Source organism: Streptomyces sp. NPDC002209 (genome assembly GCF_042890265.1).
GTDB lineage: Bacteria > Actinomycetota > Actinomycetes > Streptomycetales > Streptomycetaceae > Streptomyces.
Window position 1 is genome coordinate 233,329 of sequence record NZ_JBIARX010000006.1, and the last position, 15,916, is coordinate 249,244.

Annotated in this window: 15 protein-coding genes; 6 read left to right on the forward strand and 9 right to left on the reverse strand. The window is 69.1% G+C overall.

Translation table 11 applies throughout. The annotated features are described in order from the left end of the window. Positions 1–32 precede the first annotated feature (32 nt). The 9 genes from ACFYXK_RS14925 to rpmH form a co-directional block, all read right to left on the reverse strand. Positions 33–650 carry a GNAT family N-acetyltransferase gene (locus tag ACFYXK_RS14925; protein ID WP_266627574.1) on the reverse strand — a complete coding sequence of 206 codons (618 nt, stop codon included), beginning with the start codon at positions 648–650 and terminating at the stop codon, positions 33–35. A 106-nt stretch (positions 651–756) separates the two neighbouring features. After that, the gene (locus tag ACFYXK_RS14930) at positions 757–1,851 is read right to left on the reverse strand and encodes a ParB/RepB/Spo0J family partition protein (protein WP_389411497.1); all 1,095 of its coding nucleotides are present in this window, start codon (positions 1,849–1,851) and stop codon (positions 757–759) included. Next, complete coding sequence (locus tag ACFYXK_RS14935; RefSeq protein WP_383506924.1) at positions 1,848–2,933, reverse strand: AAA family ATPase; 1,086 nt, start codon at positions 2,931–2,933, stop codon at positions 1,848–1,850. The genes ACFYXK_RS14930 and ACFYXK_RS14935 overlap by 4 nt, the downstream gene beginning before the upstream one ends. A 235-nt stretch (positions 2,934–3,168) precedes the next feature. Beyond that, on the reverse strand, positions 3,169–3,885 hold the full coding sequence (gene rsmG / locus ACFYXK_RS14940; protein ID WP_327284320.1) for a 16S rRNA (guanine(527)-N(7))-methyltransferase RsmG: 717 nt from the start codon (positions 3,883–3,885) through the stop codon (positions 3,169–3,171). A gap of 136 nt (positions 3,886–4,021) precedes the next feature. Then, positions 4,022–4,534 (reverse strand): R3H domain-containing nucleic acid-binding protein, encoded by a 513-nt coding sequence (locus ACFYXK_RS14945; protein ID WP_030153171.1) that lies wholly within the window; start codon positions 4,532–4,534, stop codon positions 4,022–4,024. 15 nt (positions 4,535–4,549) lie between these two features. Further along, complete coding sequence (gene yidC, locus ACFYXK_RS14950) at positions 4,550–5,653, reverse strand: membrane protein insertase YidC (protein ID WP_383506919.1); 1,104 nt, start codon at positions 5,651–5,653, stop codon at positions 4,550–4,552. A gap of 3 nt (positions 5,654–5,656) precedes the next feature. After that, positions 5,657–5,938: a membrane protein insertion efficiency factor YidD gene (gene yidD, locus ACFYXK_RS14955; RefSeq protein WP_078613072.1), complete on the reverse strand. Its 282-nt coding sequence runs from the start codon at positions 5,936–5,938 to the stop codon at positions 5,657–5,659. After that, positions 5,935–6,309 (reverse strand): ribonuclease P protein component, encoded by a 375-nt coding sequence (gene rnpA, locus ACFYXK_RS14960; RefSeq protein WP_389411498.1) that lies wholly within the window; start codon positions 6,307–6,309, stop codon positions 5,935–5,937. Before rnpA ends, yidD begins: the two co-directional genes overlap by 4 nt. 21 nt (positions 6,310–6,330) lie before the next feature. Further along, complete coding sequence (gene rpmH, locus ACFYXK_RS14965) at positions 6,331–6,468, reverse strand: 50S ribosomal protein L34 (protein ID WP_018547628.1); 138 nt, start codon at positions 6,466–6,468, stop codon at positions 6,331–6,333. A gap of 355 nt (positions 6,469–6,823) precedes the next feature. Here rpmH and dnaA point away from each other — a divergent pair, with 355 nt between their 5' ends. The 6 genes from dnaA to gyrB all read left to right on the forward strand — a co-directional run bounded on the left by dnaA (position 6,824) and on the right by gyrB (position 15,911). Continuing rightward, a complete protein-coding gene (dnaA, locus tag ACFYXK_RS14970) occupies positions 6,824–8,596 on the forward strand; it encodes a chromosomal replication initiator protein DnaA (RefSeq protein ID WP_389411499.1) in 1,773 nt (590 codons plus the stop codon). Positions 8,597–9,459: 863 nt separating this feature from the next. Continuing rightward, on the forward strand, positions 9,460–10,590 hold the full coding sequence (dnaN, locus tag ACFYXK_RS14975; protein ID WP_030153167.1) for a DNA polymerase III subunit beta: 1,131 nt from the start codon (positions 9,460–9,462) through the stop codon (positions 10,588–10,590). Positions 10,591–10,844: 254 nt separating this feature from the next. After that, on the forward strand, positions 10,845–11,720 hold the full coding sequence (gene gnd, locus ACFYXK_RS14980) for a phosphogluconate dehydrogenase (NAD(+)-dependent, decarboxylating) (protein ID WP_383506910.1): 876 nt from the start codon (positions 10,845–10,847) through the stop codon (positions 11,718–11,720). Positions 11,721–11,800: 80 nt separating this feature from the next. Next, positions 11,801–12,949, forward strand: coding sequence for a DNA replication/repair protein RecF (gene recF, locus ACFYXK_RS14985; RefSeq protein WP_389411500.1), 1,149 nt, complete (start codon positions 11,801–11,803; stop codon positions 12,947–12,949). Continuing rightward, a complete protein-coding gene (locus ACFYXK_RS14990; RefSeq protein WP_389411501.1) occupies positions 12,946–13,473 on the forward strand; it encodes a DUF721 domain-containing protein in 528 nt (175 codons plus the stop codon). The genes recF and ACFYXK_RS14990 overlap by 4 nt, the downstream gene beginning before the upstream one ends. A gap of 377 nt (positions 13,474–13,850) precedes the next feature. Further along, positions 13,851–15,911 (forward strand): DNA topoisomerase (ATP-hydrolyzing) subunit B, encoded by a 2,061-nt coding sequence (gyrB, locus tag ACFYXK_RS14995; RefSeq protein WP_389411502.1) that lies wholly within the window; start codon positions 13,851–13,853, stop codon positions 15,909–15,911. The last annotated feature ends 5 nt before the right edge of the window (positions 15,912–15,916 follow it).

Here is a 15,916-nt window from a genome sequence, read left to right on the forward strand (position 1 = left end):
GCCCCGTTCGCACATCACCGGCCGTTCGGCCGTCACAGCGGGCGCAGCGCAGGCTCCTTCCGCGCCGCACCGAGCAGCCGGTCCAGCGCGAGCTCCACGTCTTCCTTCCACGAGAGCGTGGAGCGCATCTCCAGCCGCAGCCGCGGATGCACGGGGTGCGGCCGCACCGTCTTGAAGCCCACGGCCAGCAGGTGGTCCGCAGGCAGCAGGCAGGCCGGGCCCTCCCAGCGCGCGTCTCCGAACGCCTCGATCGCCCGGAACCCGCGTCGCAGCAGATCCTTGGCCACCGTCTGGACCATCACCCGCCCCAGGCCCTGCCCCTGATAACCCGGCATGATCCACGCCGTGATCAGCTGCACCGCATCCGGCGACACCGGGCTCGTCGGAAAGGATGCGGCCCGCGGTACGTACGCCGGCGGCGCGTACAGCACGAAACCCACCGGGACGTCGTCCACATAGACCACACGGCCGCACGAACCCCACTCCAGCAGGACGGCGGAGATCCATGCCTCCTTCTCCAGCGCCGGAGTCCCCGCCTTCACGGCAGCCTCACCGCTGACCGGATCCAACTCCCAGAACACACAGGACCGGCAACGCCGAGGCAGGTCCTGAAGGTTGTCCAGCGTGAGTGGTACCAACCGACGCCCCATGAGCGCATCGTATCCACTGCCCGAATCAGGAGAAACCGCTACAAGGCAAAGGGGCGGACCGCGCCGGTTCTCACCGGCACGACCCGCCCCTCGGCGGCCGGGGGACTCATTCCCCGGACAGACCCTGCTCCAGCACCCGGCCCTCGCCCGGCGCCAACGTCCCCAGAATCCGCTCCAGATCCTCCATCGAGGCGAACTCGACGGTGATCTTGCCCTTCTTCTGACCCAGATCCACCTTCACGCGCGTCTCGAACCGGTCCGACAGCCGCGTCGCCAGCTCGCTGAGCGCCGGAGCCACCCGGGCGCCCGCCCGCGGACCCTTCGGCTTCACCGCTCCGGAGGGCTCCGAGCCCATCAGCGACACGATCTCCTCGACCGCACGCACCGACAGACCCTCGGCCACGATCCGGTGCGCCAGCCGGTCCTGGACCTCGGACTCCTCCACCGACAGCAGCGCCCGCGCATGCCCCGCAGAGAGCACACCCGCGGCCACCCGACGCTGCACCGGAGGCGACAGCTTCAGCAGGCGCAGCGTGTTCGACACCTGCGGGCGCGAACGCCCGATACGGTCCGCCAGCTGGTCGTGCGTGCAGTTGAAGTCCTGGAGCAGCTGGTCGTACGCAGCCGCCTCCTCCAGCGGGTTCAGCTGCGCCCGGTGCAGGTTCTCGAGCAGCGCGTCCAGCAGCAGCTTCTCGTCGTCCGTCGCGCGGATGATCGCCGGAATGCGATCCAGCCCGGCCTCCCGGCACGCCCGCCAGCGGCGCTCACCCATGATGAGCTCATAGCGGCCAGGAGCCGACTGCCGCACCACCACCGGCTGAAGCAGGCCCACCTCCTGGATGGAGGTCACCAGCTCCGCCAGCGCGTCCTCGTCGAAGACCTCACGGGGCTGCCGCGGGTTCGGCGTGATCGCGTCCATCGGGAGCTCGGCAAACGTCGCCCCGGCAACCACATTGGCCTCGGGCTCCACTGCCGCCGGCTCATCCGCCACCGCGACCGCGACCGCCGATGTTTCACGTGAAACATCGGCCTGCGCCAGCGAAGCCAGCTTCGCCGCCGCGATCCCGCGCTCCGATGCCATGACCGGCACCGCTGACGGGGACGTCGACCCGGCACCGATCACCGGCGGCGTCTTCTCCTGCGGAGCTGCGGGGATCAGCGCGCCGAGCCCCCGTCCAAGACCCCTACGTCGCTCACTCACTGGATCCCCTCCGCCACACTCTGCGTGCTGTTCATGCCCGCGCCCAGATGGGCGTGCTGGGCGTCGTACGAAATTCCGGCCCCCCGCAGCGCGATCTCGCGCGCCGCTTCCAGGTAGGAGAGAGAACCGCTGGAACCCGGATCGTAGGTGAGGACCGTCTGACCGTAGCTCGGCGCCTCCGAAATTCGCACCGACCGCGGGATGCTCGTGCGCAGCACCTCCTTGCCGAAGTGGGTGCGCACCTCCTCCGCCACCTGCGAGGCCAGCCGGGTCCTGCCGTCGTACATCGTCAGCAGGATCGTAGAGACATGCAGCGTGGGGTTCAGGTGGGCACGCACCAGGTCGACGTTGCGCAGCAGCTGGCCCAGCCCCTCCAGCGCGTAGTACTCGCACTGGATCGGGATCAGCACCTCGGCGCCGGCCACGAGCGCGTTCACCGTCAGCAGCCCCAGCGAGGGCGGGCAGTCGATCAGGATGTAGTCGAGCGGCTGCTCGTACGCCTGGATGGCCCGCTGGAGCCGGCTCTCCCGGGCCACCAGCGAGACCAGCTCGATCTCCGCACCGGCCAGGTCGATCGTGGCCGGAGCACAGAAGAGCCCCTCCACGTCCACCACCGGCTGGACGACCTCCAGCAGCGGACGGCTGTCCACGAGCACGTCGTAGATCGAGGGCACATCCGCGTGGTGGTCGATACCGAGCGCCGTGGAGGCGTTGCCCTGGGGGTCGAGGTCGACCACCAGGACCCGCGCACCGTGCAGAGCCAGCGAGGCCGCCAGGTTCACGGTCGTCGTGGTCTTGCCCACGCCGCCCTTCTGGTTGGCCACCACGATGACCCGCGTCTGCTCCGGGCGGGGCAGCCCCTCGCCGGCGCGCCCCAGTGCCTCGACCGCCAGCTGGGCGGCACGGCCGATGGGCGTGTCGTTGTCTACAAGGGGCGCAGATGTTTCACGTGAAACATCCTCGCCCGCCGATTCAGAGCGGGGACCGGGGACCGGATCGGCCATCGGCCCCGCGAGGTTGGCGTCGGACCGCACGGTGTCACTCTCCTCGACATCAGGCTCGCGATGAACAGAGCCTGCCATGGCATCGGGGTCGCGAACCAGCGGGGCCCGTACTCCTGTGGATGAATCCACCGATGTGGACAACTCCGTCCCCCCTTCGTTCTTGCGATCGCGGGGGGACGCAGCCGCACGGCCGCGGCTGATGATTCCGTGCAGCAGAGAGCGACGTTTCACGTGAAACACGATGCCCGGACGGAGTCATCAGGCCGCTACGACACTCCGAAATCCATACCTATAGGGCTCAATGCACGCGAAATCAGCGACGCCGACGGGTCCGGCTGGTGCGAGCGGCCTTAGCCCGCTTGGCCGCGAACCTCACCCCACCGGGGCTTTCTCCGACCTCGACCCGGACCACCGTCGACATGGGATCCACCACACCCTCGCCCACGTGCAGCACCGAGGTCTTCACCACACCCAGCTTCGCCAGCGCGACCTTCGCCGCCACCAGCTCCTCCTCGGCGGTGTCGCCCTTCAGGGCCAGCATCTCCCCGTACGGACGCAGCAGGGGCACGCCCCAGCCCGCCAGCCGGTCCAGCGGAGCCACGGCACGCGCCGTCACCACATGCACCGGCTGCACCTTGCCGAGAACCTCCTCGGCCCGGCCGCGCACCACCGTGACGTGGTCCAGGCCCAGCAGCTCCACGACCTCCTGCAGGAAGGTCGTACGCCGCAGCAGCGGCTCCAGCAGCGTGATCTTCAGATCACGCCGCACCAGAGCCAGGGGGATACCGGGCAGGCCGGCACCCGAGCCGACATCGCACACGGTGACGCCCTCGGGCACCACCTCCGACAGCACCGCGCAGTTCAGCAGGTGCCGCTCCCACAGCCGTGGCACCTCACGCGGGCCGATCAGGCCGCGCTTGACCCCCGCGTCCGCCAGCAGCTCCGCATACCGCACAGCTTCCGGGAAAAACTCGCCGAACACCGCGCGCGCCTCTTCGGGCGCCGGGGGAAGCTCCGCTGCCTCCGTCACGGGGACCGTCCTTCCGTACCGCATGGATCGTTGAAAACGCACTGCTCGAACTGGCACCGCCCGAACGGGCACTGCCAGGCTGACAAACTTCGGCCCCGTCTGCGACACAGACGGGGCCGAACACTCAGGGTTGCGATCAGGCCGGGAGCACGACGACGAAGCGCTGCGGCTCCTCGCCCTCCGACTCGCTCTTCAGGCCGGCAGCCGCCACGGCGTCGTGGACGACCTTCCGCTCGAAGGGCGTCATCGGCGCCAGCTTCAGCGGCTCACCGGAGGCCTTCACGTCCGCGGCCGCCTGGGCGCCCAGCGCCGCCAGCTCCTCGCGCTTCTTCGCACGGAACCCGGCGATGTCCAGCATCAGCCGGCTGCGGTCCCCGGTCTCCCGGTGCACGGCGAGGCGGGTGAGCTCCTGCAGGGCCTCCAGGACCTCACCGTCGCGGCCCACGAGCTTCTGCAGATCGCGGCTGGCCGAGTCGCTGACGATCGACACCGCGGCCCGGTCGGCCTCGACGTCCATGTCGATGTCCCCGTCCAGGTCGGCGATGTCCAGCAGACCCTCGAGGTAGTCGGCCGCGATCTCGCCCTCCTGCTCGAGGCGGGTCAGGGTGTCGCCACTCTCAGCGGCGGCGGTGGTGGTGCCTTCCGTCACGGGAGGGACTCCTTCTTACTTCTTGGAAGAGGGCTTGGGGGGCGTCTGACGCTGCGACTTCGACTGCCGCTTCGGCTGCTGCCGCTTGGCGGCACCGCCGCTCGCCGCGTCCGAATCGGCCGTTGCCTCGACACTCTTGATCACGGATCCGTCCGCCTGGGCAGCCAGACCCTGCTTCGTGAGAGCCGCGATGAACTTCCGCTCGTTGTCGTTGCGGTCCGGGCCCTTGGCCACGATCGCCGCGACGATCTTCTTCTTGCTCCGGCCCTTGACCTCGCCGTGCGTGCCGACGTGCTTCAGCAGACGGGTCAGGTACTGGTCCTGCGCCTTGCTGCCCGGGGTCGGGTTCTGGTTGATCACGTACATCTGCTGACCCATGGTCCACACGTTCGTGGTCAGCCAGTAGACGAGAACACCGACGGGGAAGTTGATGCCCATGAAGGCGAAGATCAGCGGGAAGATGTACATGAGCATCTTCTGCTGCTGCATGAACGGCGTCTTCACCGACAGGTCGACGTTCTTCTGCATCAGCTGACGCTGCGTGTAGAACTGCGACAGCGACATCAGGACGATCATGACCGCGGTGACGACCCGCACGTCCAGGAGAGAGGCTCCGAGCGAGGCGACCTTGGCCTCGCTGTCCGTGAACTTCGCCGCCAGCGGGGCACCGAAGATGTGCGCCTGACGCGCGCTCTCCAGCAGCGACTGGTTGATGACGCCGATCGTCTCGCCGTTGGCGATGGACGACAGCACGTGGTACAGCGCGAAGAAGAACGGAGACTGCGCCAGGATGGGAAGGCACGAGGAGAGCGGGTTGGTACCCGTCTCCTTGTACAGCTTCATCATCTCTTCGGACTGGCGCTGCTTGTCGTTCTTGTAGCGCTCCTGGATCGCCTTCATCTTCGGCTGGAGCGCCTGCATGCCGCGCGTCGCCTTGATCTGCTTCACGAAGAGCGGGATCAGGCAGATACGGATCAAGACCACCAGGGACACGATGGACAAGCCCCAGGCCCAACCGCTGTCCGGGCCGAAGATCGCGCCGTACAGGCTGTGGAACTGGACGATGACCCACGAGACGGGCGTGGTGATAAAGCTGAACAGACTGGCAATCGTGTCCACTAATCAGGCTCCTTGAGCATTGCGAGATCGACGCAACGCACTGCGCAGCTGCTCGTGCCAACGCGGGCGTTTACGGGGTGGGACATGATCGACACCACCGGCGGACCACGGATTGCACCGCAGGATCCGCCAGCCGGTCAGAACCGTCCCCTTCACCGCACCATGCCGGTCGATGGCCGTGAACCCGTAGTGCGAGCACGAGGGGTAATAACGGCACACCGGCCCGAGCAGCGGACTGATCGTCCACTGGTACAGCTTGATCAATGCGAGCAGCGGGTACTTCATCGAGCCACGCCTCCCAGGAGCCGCAACAGGGCGGCATCCAGGTCCCGGGCCAGTTCGTCGACACCGGCATCACCCGCGCCGGGCAATGCCCGTACCACCACCAGGCTACCGGCGGGCAGCTGGGACAGCCGCTCGCGGACGAGATGGCGCAAACGGCGCTTCACCCGGTTACGGACGACGGCGCCACCCACGGCCTTGCTGACGACGAAACCCGCACGCGTCGAGGGATCGATCTCCCCCGGCTCGTGCGGGTCCGTTGCACCGCTGGTTCGTAGGTGGACGACGAGGAGCGGGCGACCAGCCCGACGACCTCGACGTACCGCGCTCGCGAAGTCCTCGCGCCGCCTCAGCCGATTCTCGGGAGACAGCACGACGTCACGGCCTGCGCGTTGTTACGCGGAGAGGGCGGCGCGGCCCTTGCTGCGGCGGTTCGCCAGGATCGCGCGACCGGCACGGGTACGCATCCGCAGGCGGAAGCCGTGGGTCTTGGCACGACGGCGGTTGTTCGGCTGGAAGGTGCGCTTGCTCACTCGGGGGCTCCAGAGAATAAATCGTTGTGGCGGGACATCGCCTGGCTGTCACCGTGCGCCCACGAGGAAACTCGCGTGTTCGCCCGAGTGGCACCGCTAAACGATCACAAAAGGTGACCTTCGCCCATCGGTAGGCAGGCGGCAGCAGCCATCGACAACTCGACCTCGTTACGGTACGCGCGGCTACGCCATCCGGTCAAACCGAGGCTACGTGCCCCCACACTGTGCACAGGCTGTGGACAACGACTTGAACCGTACCCGTCGGCCTGACTACCGTTGTCTGATCCCGGATTTTTTGTCCCGACCGTCCCAAAGAACCACACATTCGTGGGACCCCTGTGAGAGAGCGTGCTCTGTGGCTGACGTACCTGCCGATCTTGCCGCAGTGTGGCCAAGGGTGCTCGAAAAGCTCCTCGGGGAGGGACAGCAGGCGATCGAGCCCAAGGACAAGCAGTGGGTCGAACGCTGTCAGCCCCTGGCTCTCGTCGCCGACACCGCACTGCTTGCCGTCCCCAACGAGTACGGCAAGCGCGTCCTGGAGGGCCGGCTCGCCCCGCTGATCAGCGATGCGCTCAGCCGTGAATGCGGCCGCCCGATCCGCATCGCCATCACCGTGGACGACTCCGCCGGCGAGCCCGCGCCCCTGGCCGCGCCCGCGCAGCAGCGCCCCGAGTCGTACGAGCCCTACGGCGGCCAGCGCCCCGGCGGCCCGGGTGGCCCCGGCGACGACCAGCTCCCGACCGCCCGCCCCGCCTACCCGGACTACCAGCAGTCGCGCCCCGAGCCCGGCTCCTGGCCCCGCGGCGGCCAGCAGGACGACTACGGCTGGCAGCAGCCGCGCCTCGGCGGCTTCCCCGAGCGCGACCCGTACGCCTCCCCGCAGCCGGGCTACCTCCAGCAGTCCGAGCCCGGCGGCTACGAGCAGGGCTCCTACGACCAGCAGCAGTACGAGCAGCAGCAGTACGAGCCCCGCCCGCAGCAGTCCCATCAGTACGAGCAGCAGCAGTACGAGCAGCCGGCCCCGCGCCCGGCGCCCGGCCGGCCCGCACCGCCGCCGGCCCCGTCCGGCGGCTCCACGTCGGGCCCGCTCGAGCCGACCGCCCGGCTGAACCCCAAGTACCTGTTCGACACCTTCGTCATCGGTGCCTCCAACCGCTTCGCGCACGCCGCCGCGGTGGCCGTCGCCGAGGCGCCCGCCAAGGCGTACAACCCCCTCTTCATCTACGGGGAGTCGGGTCTCGGCAAAACGCATCTGCTGCACGCCATCGGGCACTACGCGCGGAGCCTCTACCCCGGCACCCGGGTGCGGTACGTGAGCTCCGAGGAGTTCACCAACGAGTTCATCAACTCGATCCGCGACGGCAAGGGCGACGCGTTCCGCAAGCGCTACCGCGAGATGGACATCCTGCTCGTCGACGACATCCAGTTCCTCGCGAGCAAGGAGTCGACGCAGGAGGAGTTCTTCCACACCTTCAACACGCTCCACAACGCCAACAAGCAGATCGTGCTGTCCTCCGACCGGCCGCCCAAGCAGCTCGTCACCCTCGAGGACCGGCTCCGCAACCGCTTCGAGTGGGGCCTGATCACCGACGTCCAGCCGCCCGAGCTGGAGACCCGCATCGCGATCCTGCGCAAGAAGGCGGTCCAGGAACAGCTCAACGCCCCGCCGGAGGTACTGGAGTTCATCGCCTCCCGCATCTCGCGCAACATCCGCGAGCTGGAGGGGGCGCTGATCCGGGTCACGGCCTTCGCGAGCCTGAACCGGCAGCCGGTCGACCTGGGGCTGACCGAGGACGTCCTCAAGAACCTGATCCCCGGCGGCGAGGACTCCGCGCCCGAGATCACCGCGTCGGACATCATGGCGGCCACCGCCGACTACTTCGGCCTCACCGTGGACGACCTGTGCGGCTCCTCGCGCAGCCGCGTCCTGGTCACCGCCCGGCAGATCGCCATGTACCTGTGCCGGGAGCTCACGGACCTGTCCCTGCCCAAGATCGGGGCGCAGTTCGGCGGCCGCGACCACACCACCGTCATGCACGCGGACCGCAAGATCCGCGCGCTGATGGCGGAGCGGCGCTCCATCTACAACCAGGTCACGGAGCTCACCAACCGCATCAAGAACGGCTGAGCCGAGCCTCTTCAAACGCTTCCAGAGGGCGCTCCCGGGGTACTCCGGGGGCGCCCTTCTCCGTACGCGCGCCCCTGACCTGTTCGAATACGCCCCCTGTGGAGCAACTCATCCACAGATTCCCGGACTTTCCCCCGTCCACAGGCTGGGGACGGCTCCCGTCACCCACAATCTGTCCACAGGGGTGCCGTATGAGGCTCCATCAAGCCTGGTCAGCCGCCTGTGGAATTGTGCGCAAGCGTCGTCCACAGGCTGTGGACAGAAGTTTCGTCCACAGGCTCGTCCACTCCTCTGTCCACCGCCGACCCACAGGTTGCCCGATCCTGTGCACAGGATCCGACGAGTTACCCACACCGTTGTCCACTGTTCGGCAACATTGCACCCCCGGTCACCGCCCTGAGTGAAAGCCGTCACACAGAAGTCGACGTTTGGGCTGTGGAGTACCGGGGGAAAGCTGGGGACACACCTGTGGAGTAGTCGGGGTCGCCTGGGGACGGCCTGTGCAGAACTTTTCGTTCTCCACAGAGACACCGTGTTGTCCACCGGTGTCACCCACAGGGTCGGTGGATAAAAAACGAGGGCTGACCTGCGAGAACGGGCTTATCCACCGTTTCCACAGGCCCTACTACTACCCCCATAGAGAGTTAGGCCGGTTTCGGTTTTCAAGCGGGTCCTGTGCACAACTCGGTGGGGACGCCTCCCCGACACCTCGCTCCCGACTTGACCTCCGGCAGCACCGACTGTCGGCGCCGTACGTCAGACTGGTCCCCGGCAACGAGGCTCCGAGCCATCGAGGGCATCGAGGGCATCGAGCCGACGACGAAGGCCGGCAGACGAGCGAGCAACAGCAGGAGGCGGTTCCGGTGAAGATCCGGGTGGAGCGCGACGTACTCGCGGAGGCGGTGGCTTGGGCTGCCCGTAGCCTCCCGGCCCGGCCGCCGGTGCCCGTTCTCGCGGGCCTGCTGCTGAAGGCCGAGGAGGGCACCCTGTCCCTCTCCGGCTTCGACTACGAGGTCTCGGCCCGGGTCTCCGTCGAGGCGGACGTCGAGGAGGACGGCACCGTCCTCGTCTCCGGCCGGCTGCTCGCCGACATCTGCCGCGCCCTGCCCAACCGCCCGGTGGAGATTTCCACAGACGGTGTACGGGCGACCGTGGTCTGCGGCTCCTCGCGGTTCACACTCCACACCCTGCCTGTGGAGGAATACCCGGCGCTGCCGCAGATGCCGACCGCGACCGGCACCGTGCCCGGCGAGGTCTTCGCCTCCGCCGCCGCGCAGGTCGCCATCGCCGCCGGCCGCGACGACACGCTGCCCGTGCTGACCGGTGTCCGCATCGAGATCGAGGGCGACCGCGTCACCCTGGCCTCCACCGACCGCTACCGCTTCGCGGTCCGCGAGTTCCTGTGGAAGCCGGAGAACCCGGACGCCTCCGCCGTCGCCCTGGTGCCCGCCAAGACGCTCCTGGACACCGCCAAGTCCCTGACCAGCGGTGACACCGTCACCCTGGCGCTCTCGGGCTCCGGCGCGGGCGAGGGCCTCATCGGCTTCGAGGGCGCCGGCCGGCGCACCACCACCCGCCTCCTCGAAGGCGACCTGCCGAAGTACCGCACGCTGTTCCCGACGGAGTTCAACTCCATCGCCGTGATCGAGACCGCCCCGTTCGTCGAGGCCGTCAAGCGCGTGGCCCTGGTCGCCGAGCGCAACACCCCGGTCCGCCTCAGCTTCGAGCAGGGCGTGCTGATCCTGGAGGCCGGCTCCTCCGACGATGCACAGGCTGTGGAACGTGTGGACGCCAAGCTCGAGGGCGACGACATCTCGATCGCCTTCAACCCGACCTTCCTGCTGGACGGCCTGAGCGCGATCGACTCCCCGGCCGCGCAGCTGAGCTTCACCACGTCCACGAAGCCGGCGCTGCTCAGCGGCCGCCCGGCGGTCGACGCCGAGGCCGACGAGGCGTACAAGTACCTGATCATGCCGGTGCGCCTGTCCGGCTGACGCACGCCTCCGTCGGGCCCGGTCTCGCAGGCTGCGGGGCCGGGCCCGACGGCGTTCGCCCCGCCGCACGGCCACAGGCGGCGCCATCCGGCCCCCAGGGCCGCGCAAGCGCCTCGTACGGGCTCTCCTGCGGCCGCCCCTGGAGCGCCCGTGGCGCCGGGCGGCACCGCCCGGCGTAGGCTCGGAGCCTGGGTGTCCCGGGGGATTTCCGGGGAACCCGGCACAGACGGCCACAACGCTTAAGGAACCACCTGATGGAGCTTGGTCTCGTCGGTCTCGGCAAGATGGGCGGCAACATGCGCGAGCGCATCCGCCGCGCAGGCCACACCGTCATCGGATACGACCGCAACCCGGACCTCGCCGATGTCCACAGCCTGCGGGAACTTGTGGACAGCCTGCAGGCCCCCCGCGTCGTGTGGGTGATGGTCCCGGCGGGTGCGGCGACGCAGTCCACCGTCGACGAGCTCGCGGAGCTGCTCTCGATCGGCGACATCGTGGTCGACGGCGGCAACTCCCGCTGGACCGACGACGAGAAGCACGCCGGGGAGCTGGCGGCCAAGGGCATCGGCTTCGTCGACTGCGGTGTCTCCGGCGGCGTATGGGGCCTCGAGAACGGCTACGCGCTCATGTACGGCGGCGCGAAGGACCACGTCGCACGGGTCCAGCCGATCTTCGACGCCCTCAAGCCCGAGGGCGAGTTCGGCGCCGTGCACGCCGGCAAGGTCGGTGCGGGCCACTTCGCGAAGATGGTCCACAACGGCATCGAGTACGCCATGATGCAGGCCTACGCCGAGGGCTGGGAGCTGCTCGAGAAGGTGGACTCGGTCACCGACGTCCGCGAGGTCTTCCGGTCCTGGCAGGAAGGAACGGTCATCCGTTCCTGGCTTCTCGACCTCGCGGTGAACGCGCTGGACGAGGACGAGCACCTGGAGCAGCTGCGCGGCTTCGCGCAGGACTCGGGCGAGGGCCGGTGGACGGTGGAGGCGGCGATCGACCACGCGGTGCCGCTGCCCGCGATCACCGCCTCGCTCTTCGCTCGGTTCGCGTCCCGCCAGGACGATTCGCCGCAGATGAAGATGATCGCCGCGCTGCGCAACCAGTTCGGCGGCCACGCGGTCGAGAAGGCGTAGCCGCCGCCCGCCGGACGGGCACGGCACCACGACAGCAGCACAGAGCAGAGCAGCAGGAAGCCGGGGGAGGTCGGCGTCGCATGCATGTTTCGCATCTCTCACTGGCCGACTTCCGCTCGTACGCCCGGGCCGAGGTTCCCCTCGACCCGGGCGTCACGGCCTTCGTGGGCCCCAACGGCCAGGGCAAGACGAACCTGGTCGAGGCCATCGGCTACCTGGCGACCCTGGGCAGCCACCGCGTCTCCTCGGACGCGCCGCTGGTACGGATGGGCGCGGACCGGGCGGTCATCCGCGCGGCCGTCACCCACGGCGAGCGCCAGCAGCTGGTGGAGCTGGAGCTGAACCCGGGGCGGGCCAACCGCGCCCGGATCAACCGGTCCTCGCAGGTCAGACCGCGGGACGTGCTCGGGATCGTACGGACGGTGCTGTTCGCGCCCGAGGACCTGGCCCTCGTGAAGGGGGACCCCGGGGAGCGCCGGCGGTTCCTCGACGAGCTCGTCACGGCCCGCTCGCCGCGGATGGCGGCGGTCCGGTCGGACTACGAGCGGGTCCTCAAGCAGCGCAACACCCTGCTGAAGTCGGCGGCGATGGCCCGCCGGCACGGCGGGCGCTCCATGGACCTGTCCACCCTCGACGTATGGGACCAGCACCTCGCGCGCGCGGGCGCGGAGCTGCTGGCGCAGCGCCTCGACCTGATCGCGACGCTGCTGCCGCTGGCGGACAAGGCGTACGAGCAGCTCGCGCCCGGCGGCGGCCCGCTGGGGCTCGCGTACAAGTCCTCGGCCGGCGGCGAGCCCGGCGAGACGGTGGACGGCGGTACGGCGCGCACGCGCGAGGCGCTGTACGAGGTGCTGCTGGCGGCCCTGGCCGAGGTGCGCAAGCAGGAGATCGAGCGCGGCGTGACCCTGGTGGGCCCGCACCGCGACGACGTGCTGCTGCGCCTCGGCGACCTCCCGGCCAAGGGGTACGCGAGCCACGGGGAGTCCTGGTCGTACGCGCTGGCGCTGCGGCTGGCCTCGTACGAGCTGCTGCGCTCGGAGGGCGCCGAGCCGGTGCTGATCCTGGACGACGTCTTCGCGGAGCTGGACGCGCGGCGCCGGGAGCGGCTGGCGGAACTGGTGGCCCCGGGCGAGCAGGTGCTGGTGACGGCGGCGGTGGACGACGACGTCCCGGGTGCCTTGGCGGGGACCCGGTTCGGGGTGTCCGGCGGTGAGGTGACCCGGCTGTGAGCGACGAGAAGAAGGAACCGCGCAAGGTCCCGGAGCCCTCGGGCGTGGACCTCGCGCGGCAGGCGCTGGCGGCGGCCCGGGAGCAGGCGCGGGCCCGGGGCCATGCCGCCGGCGGGAAGAAGGGGAGCCGGCAGCCGGGACTGCGCTCGGGTGCGCGCGCGGACGGCCGGGACCCGATGCCGTTGATGGCGGCGCTGGACCGGCTGCGCACGGAGCGCGGCTGGGAGATGCCGATGGCGGTCGCGGGCGTGATGGAGCGCTGGCCGGAGATCGTCGGGCCGGAGATCGCGGCGCACTGTGAACCGGAGCGGTACGAGGACCGTGAACTGGTCGTGCGGTGTGATTCTTCGGCATGGGCGGCGCAGCTGAAGCTGCTGGCTCCGCAGCTGGTGGCGCGGCTGAACGCGGACCTGGGGCAGGGCACGGTCCGGATGATCAAGGTCCAGGGGCCGGGCGGACGCCCGAAGCGGTACGGACCGCTGCGCGCGCCGGGCAGTACGGGCCCGGGGGACACGTACGGATAGCAGCGCGGCAGCGCCCGCCGCGGTCGGCCGGGAAGGCCGGCCCGCGGCCCGGCATACCGGTCGGTGTGCCTCTTTCGCGGACCCTGTGCGCCCGTCGCCCCGGGTGGCGTCCCTCACGGTAGCGGGAGGTTGACAGGCCGAAGCGCTGGATGCCCGCGTGAGCCTCTTTGAGCCCCTTCCCGGATATGGGGAGTCGGAGAGAGGAGGTTCAGGGCGGCACATGCGGACTCAGGTACCGGCAAACCCCCATTCATGTCCGTGGTACCGGTAGACTGAAGCGAATCCCGCCCGCTTGCGGGATCTCGCTGATACACGCTGACAACGCAGATCGACGCAGCCGCTCCTGCTTGCATGCCTGCTGGCCCGGAGTACGGCCTGTGCTGTGCCAGAAAGGGCGCTTCGTGGCCGATTCCGGCAACCCCAACGACAACCAGTCCACAGCCGGCGGGAACGGCGAGGTCACCGCCTCGTACGACGCCAGTGCGATCCAGGTCCTCGAGGGCCTGGACGCGGTCCGCAAGCGGCCAGGCATGTACATCGGCTCGACCGGTGAGCGCGGGCTCCACCACCTCGTGTACGAGGTGGTGGACAACTCGGTCGACGAGGCCCTGGCCGGGCACGCGGACACCATCGACGTGACGATCCTCGCCGACGGCGGTGTGCGGGTCATCGACAACGGCCGCGGCATCCCGGTCGGCATCGTGCCGTCCGAGGGGAAGCCGGCCGTCGAGGTCGTCCTGACGGTCCTGCACGCGGGCGGCAAGTTCGGCGGTGGCGGCTACGCCGTCTCCGGCGGTCTGCACGGCGTCGGCGTGTCCGTCGTCAACGCCCTGTCGACCAAGGTCGCGGTCGAGGTCAAGACGGACGGCCACCGCTGGACCCAGGACTACAAGCTGGGCGTGCCGACGGCCCCGCTGGCCAAGAACGAGGAGACCGACGAGCACGGTACGTCGGTGACGTTCTGGGCCGACGGCGACATCTTCGAGACGACCGAGTACTCCTTCGAGACGCTGTCGCGGCGCTTCCAGGAGATGGCCTTCCTCAACAAGGGCCTGACCCTGTCGCTGACCGACGAGCGCGCGTCGGCGAAGGCCACCGTCGGTGCGGACGACCCCGACGCGGACGCGGCCGAGCCCACCGCGCGCACGGTCAAGTACTACTACGAGGGCGGCATCGTCGACTTCGTGAAGTACCTGAACTCGCGCAAGGGCGAGCTCATCCACCCGACCGTCATCGACGTCGAGGCCGAGGACAAGGAGCGCATGCTCTCGGTCGAGATCGCGATGCAGTGGAACTCGCAGTACACGGAGGGCGTGTACTCCTTCGCGAACACGATCCACACCCACGAGGGCGGTACGCACGAGGAGGGCTTCCGTGCGGCCCTGACGGGTCTGGTGAACCGTTACGCGCGCGACAAGAAGCTGCTCCGCGAGAAGGACGACAACCTCGCCGGCGAGGACATCCGCGAGGGTCTGACGGCGATCATCTCGGTCAAGCTGGGCGAGCCGCAGTTCGAGGGCCAGACGAAGACCAAGCTGGGCAACACGGAGGCCAAGACCTTCGTGCAGAAGGTCGTCCACGAGCACCTCAACGACTGGTTCGACCGCAACCCGGTCGAGGCCGCGGACATCGTCCGCAAGTCGATCCAGGCGGCCACGGCGCGCGTCGCGGCCCGCAAGGCCCGTGACCTCACCCGCCGCAAGGGCCTGCTGGAGAGCGCCTCGCTGCCGGGCAAGCTGTCCGACTGCCAGTCGAACGACCCGACCAAGTGCGAGATCTTCATCGTCGAGGGCGACTCGGCCGGTGGCAGCGCCAAGTCCGGCCGCAACCCGATGTACCAGGCCATCCTGCCGATCCGCGGCAAGATCCTGAACGTCGAGAAGGCCCGTATCGACAAGATCCTCCAGAACACCGAGGTCCAGGCGCTGATCAGCGCCTTCGGTACCGGTGTGCACGAGGACTTCGACATCGAGAAGCTCCGCTATCACAAGATCATCCTGATGGCGGACGCCGACGTCGACGGCCAGCACATCAACACCCTGCTGCTGACCTTCCTGTTCCGCTTCATGCGGCCGCTGGTCGAAGCCGGTCACGTGTACCTGTCGCGCCCGCCGCTCTACAAGATCAAGTGGGGCCGGGACGACTTCGAGTACGCGTACTCGGACCGCGAGCGCGACGCCCTCGTCGAACTGGGCAAGCAGAACGGCAAGCGGATCAAGGAAGACTCGATCCAGCGCTTCAAGGGTCTGGGCGAGATGAACGCCGAGGAGCTGCGCGTCACGACCATGGACGTGGACCACCGCGTGCTCGGCCAGGTCACCCTCGACGACGCGGCCCAGGCCGACGACCTGTTCTCGGTGCTCATGGGTGAGGACGTCGAAGCCCGGCGCTCCTTCATCCAGCGCAACGCCAAGGACGTTCGGTTCCTCGACATCTGAGTCGG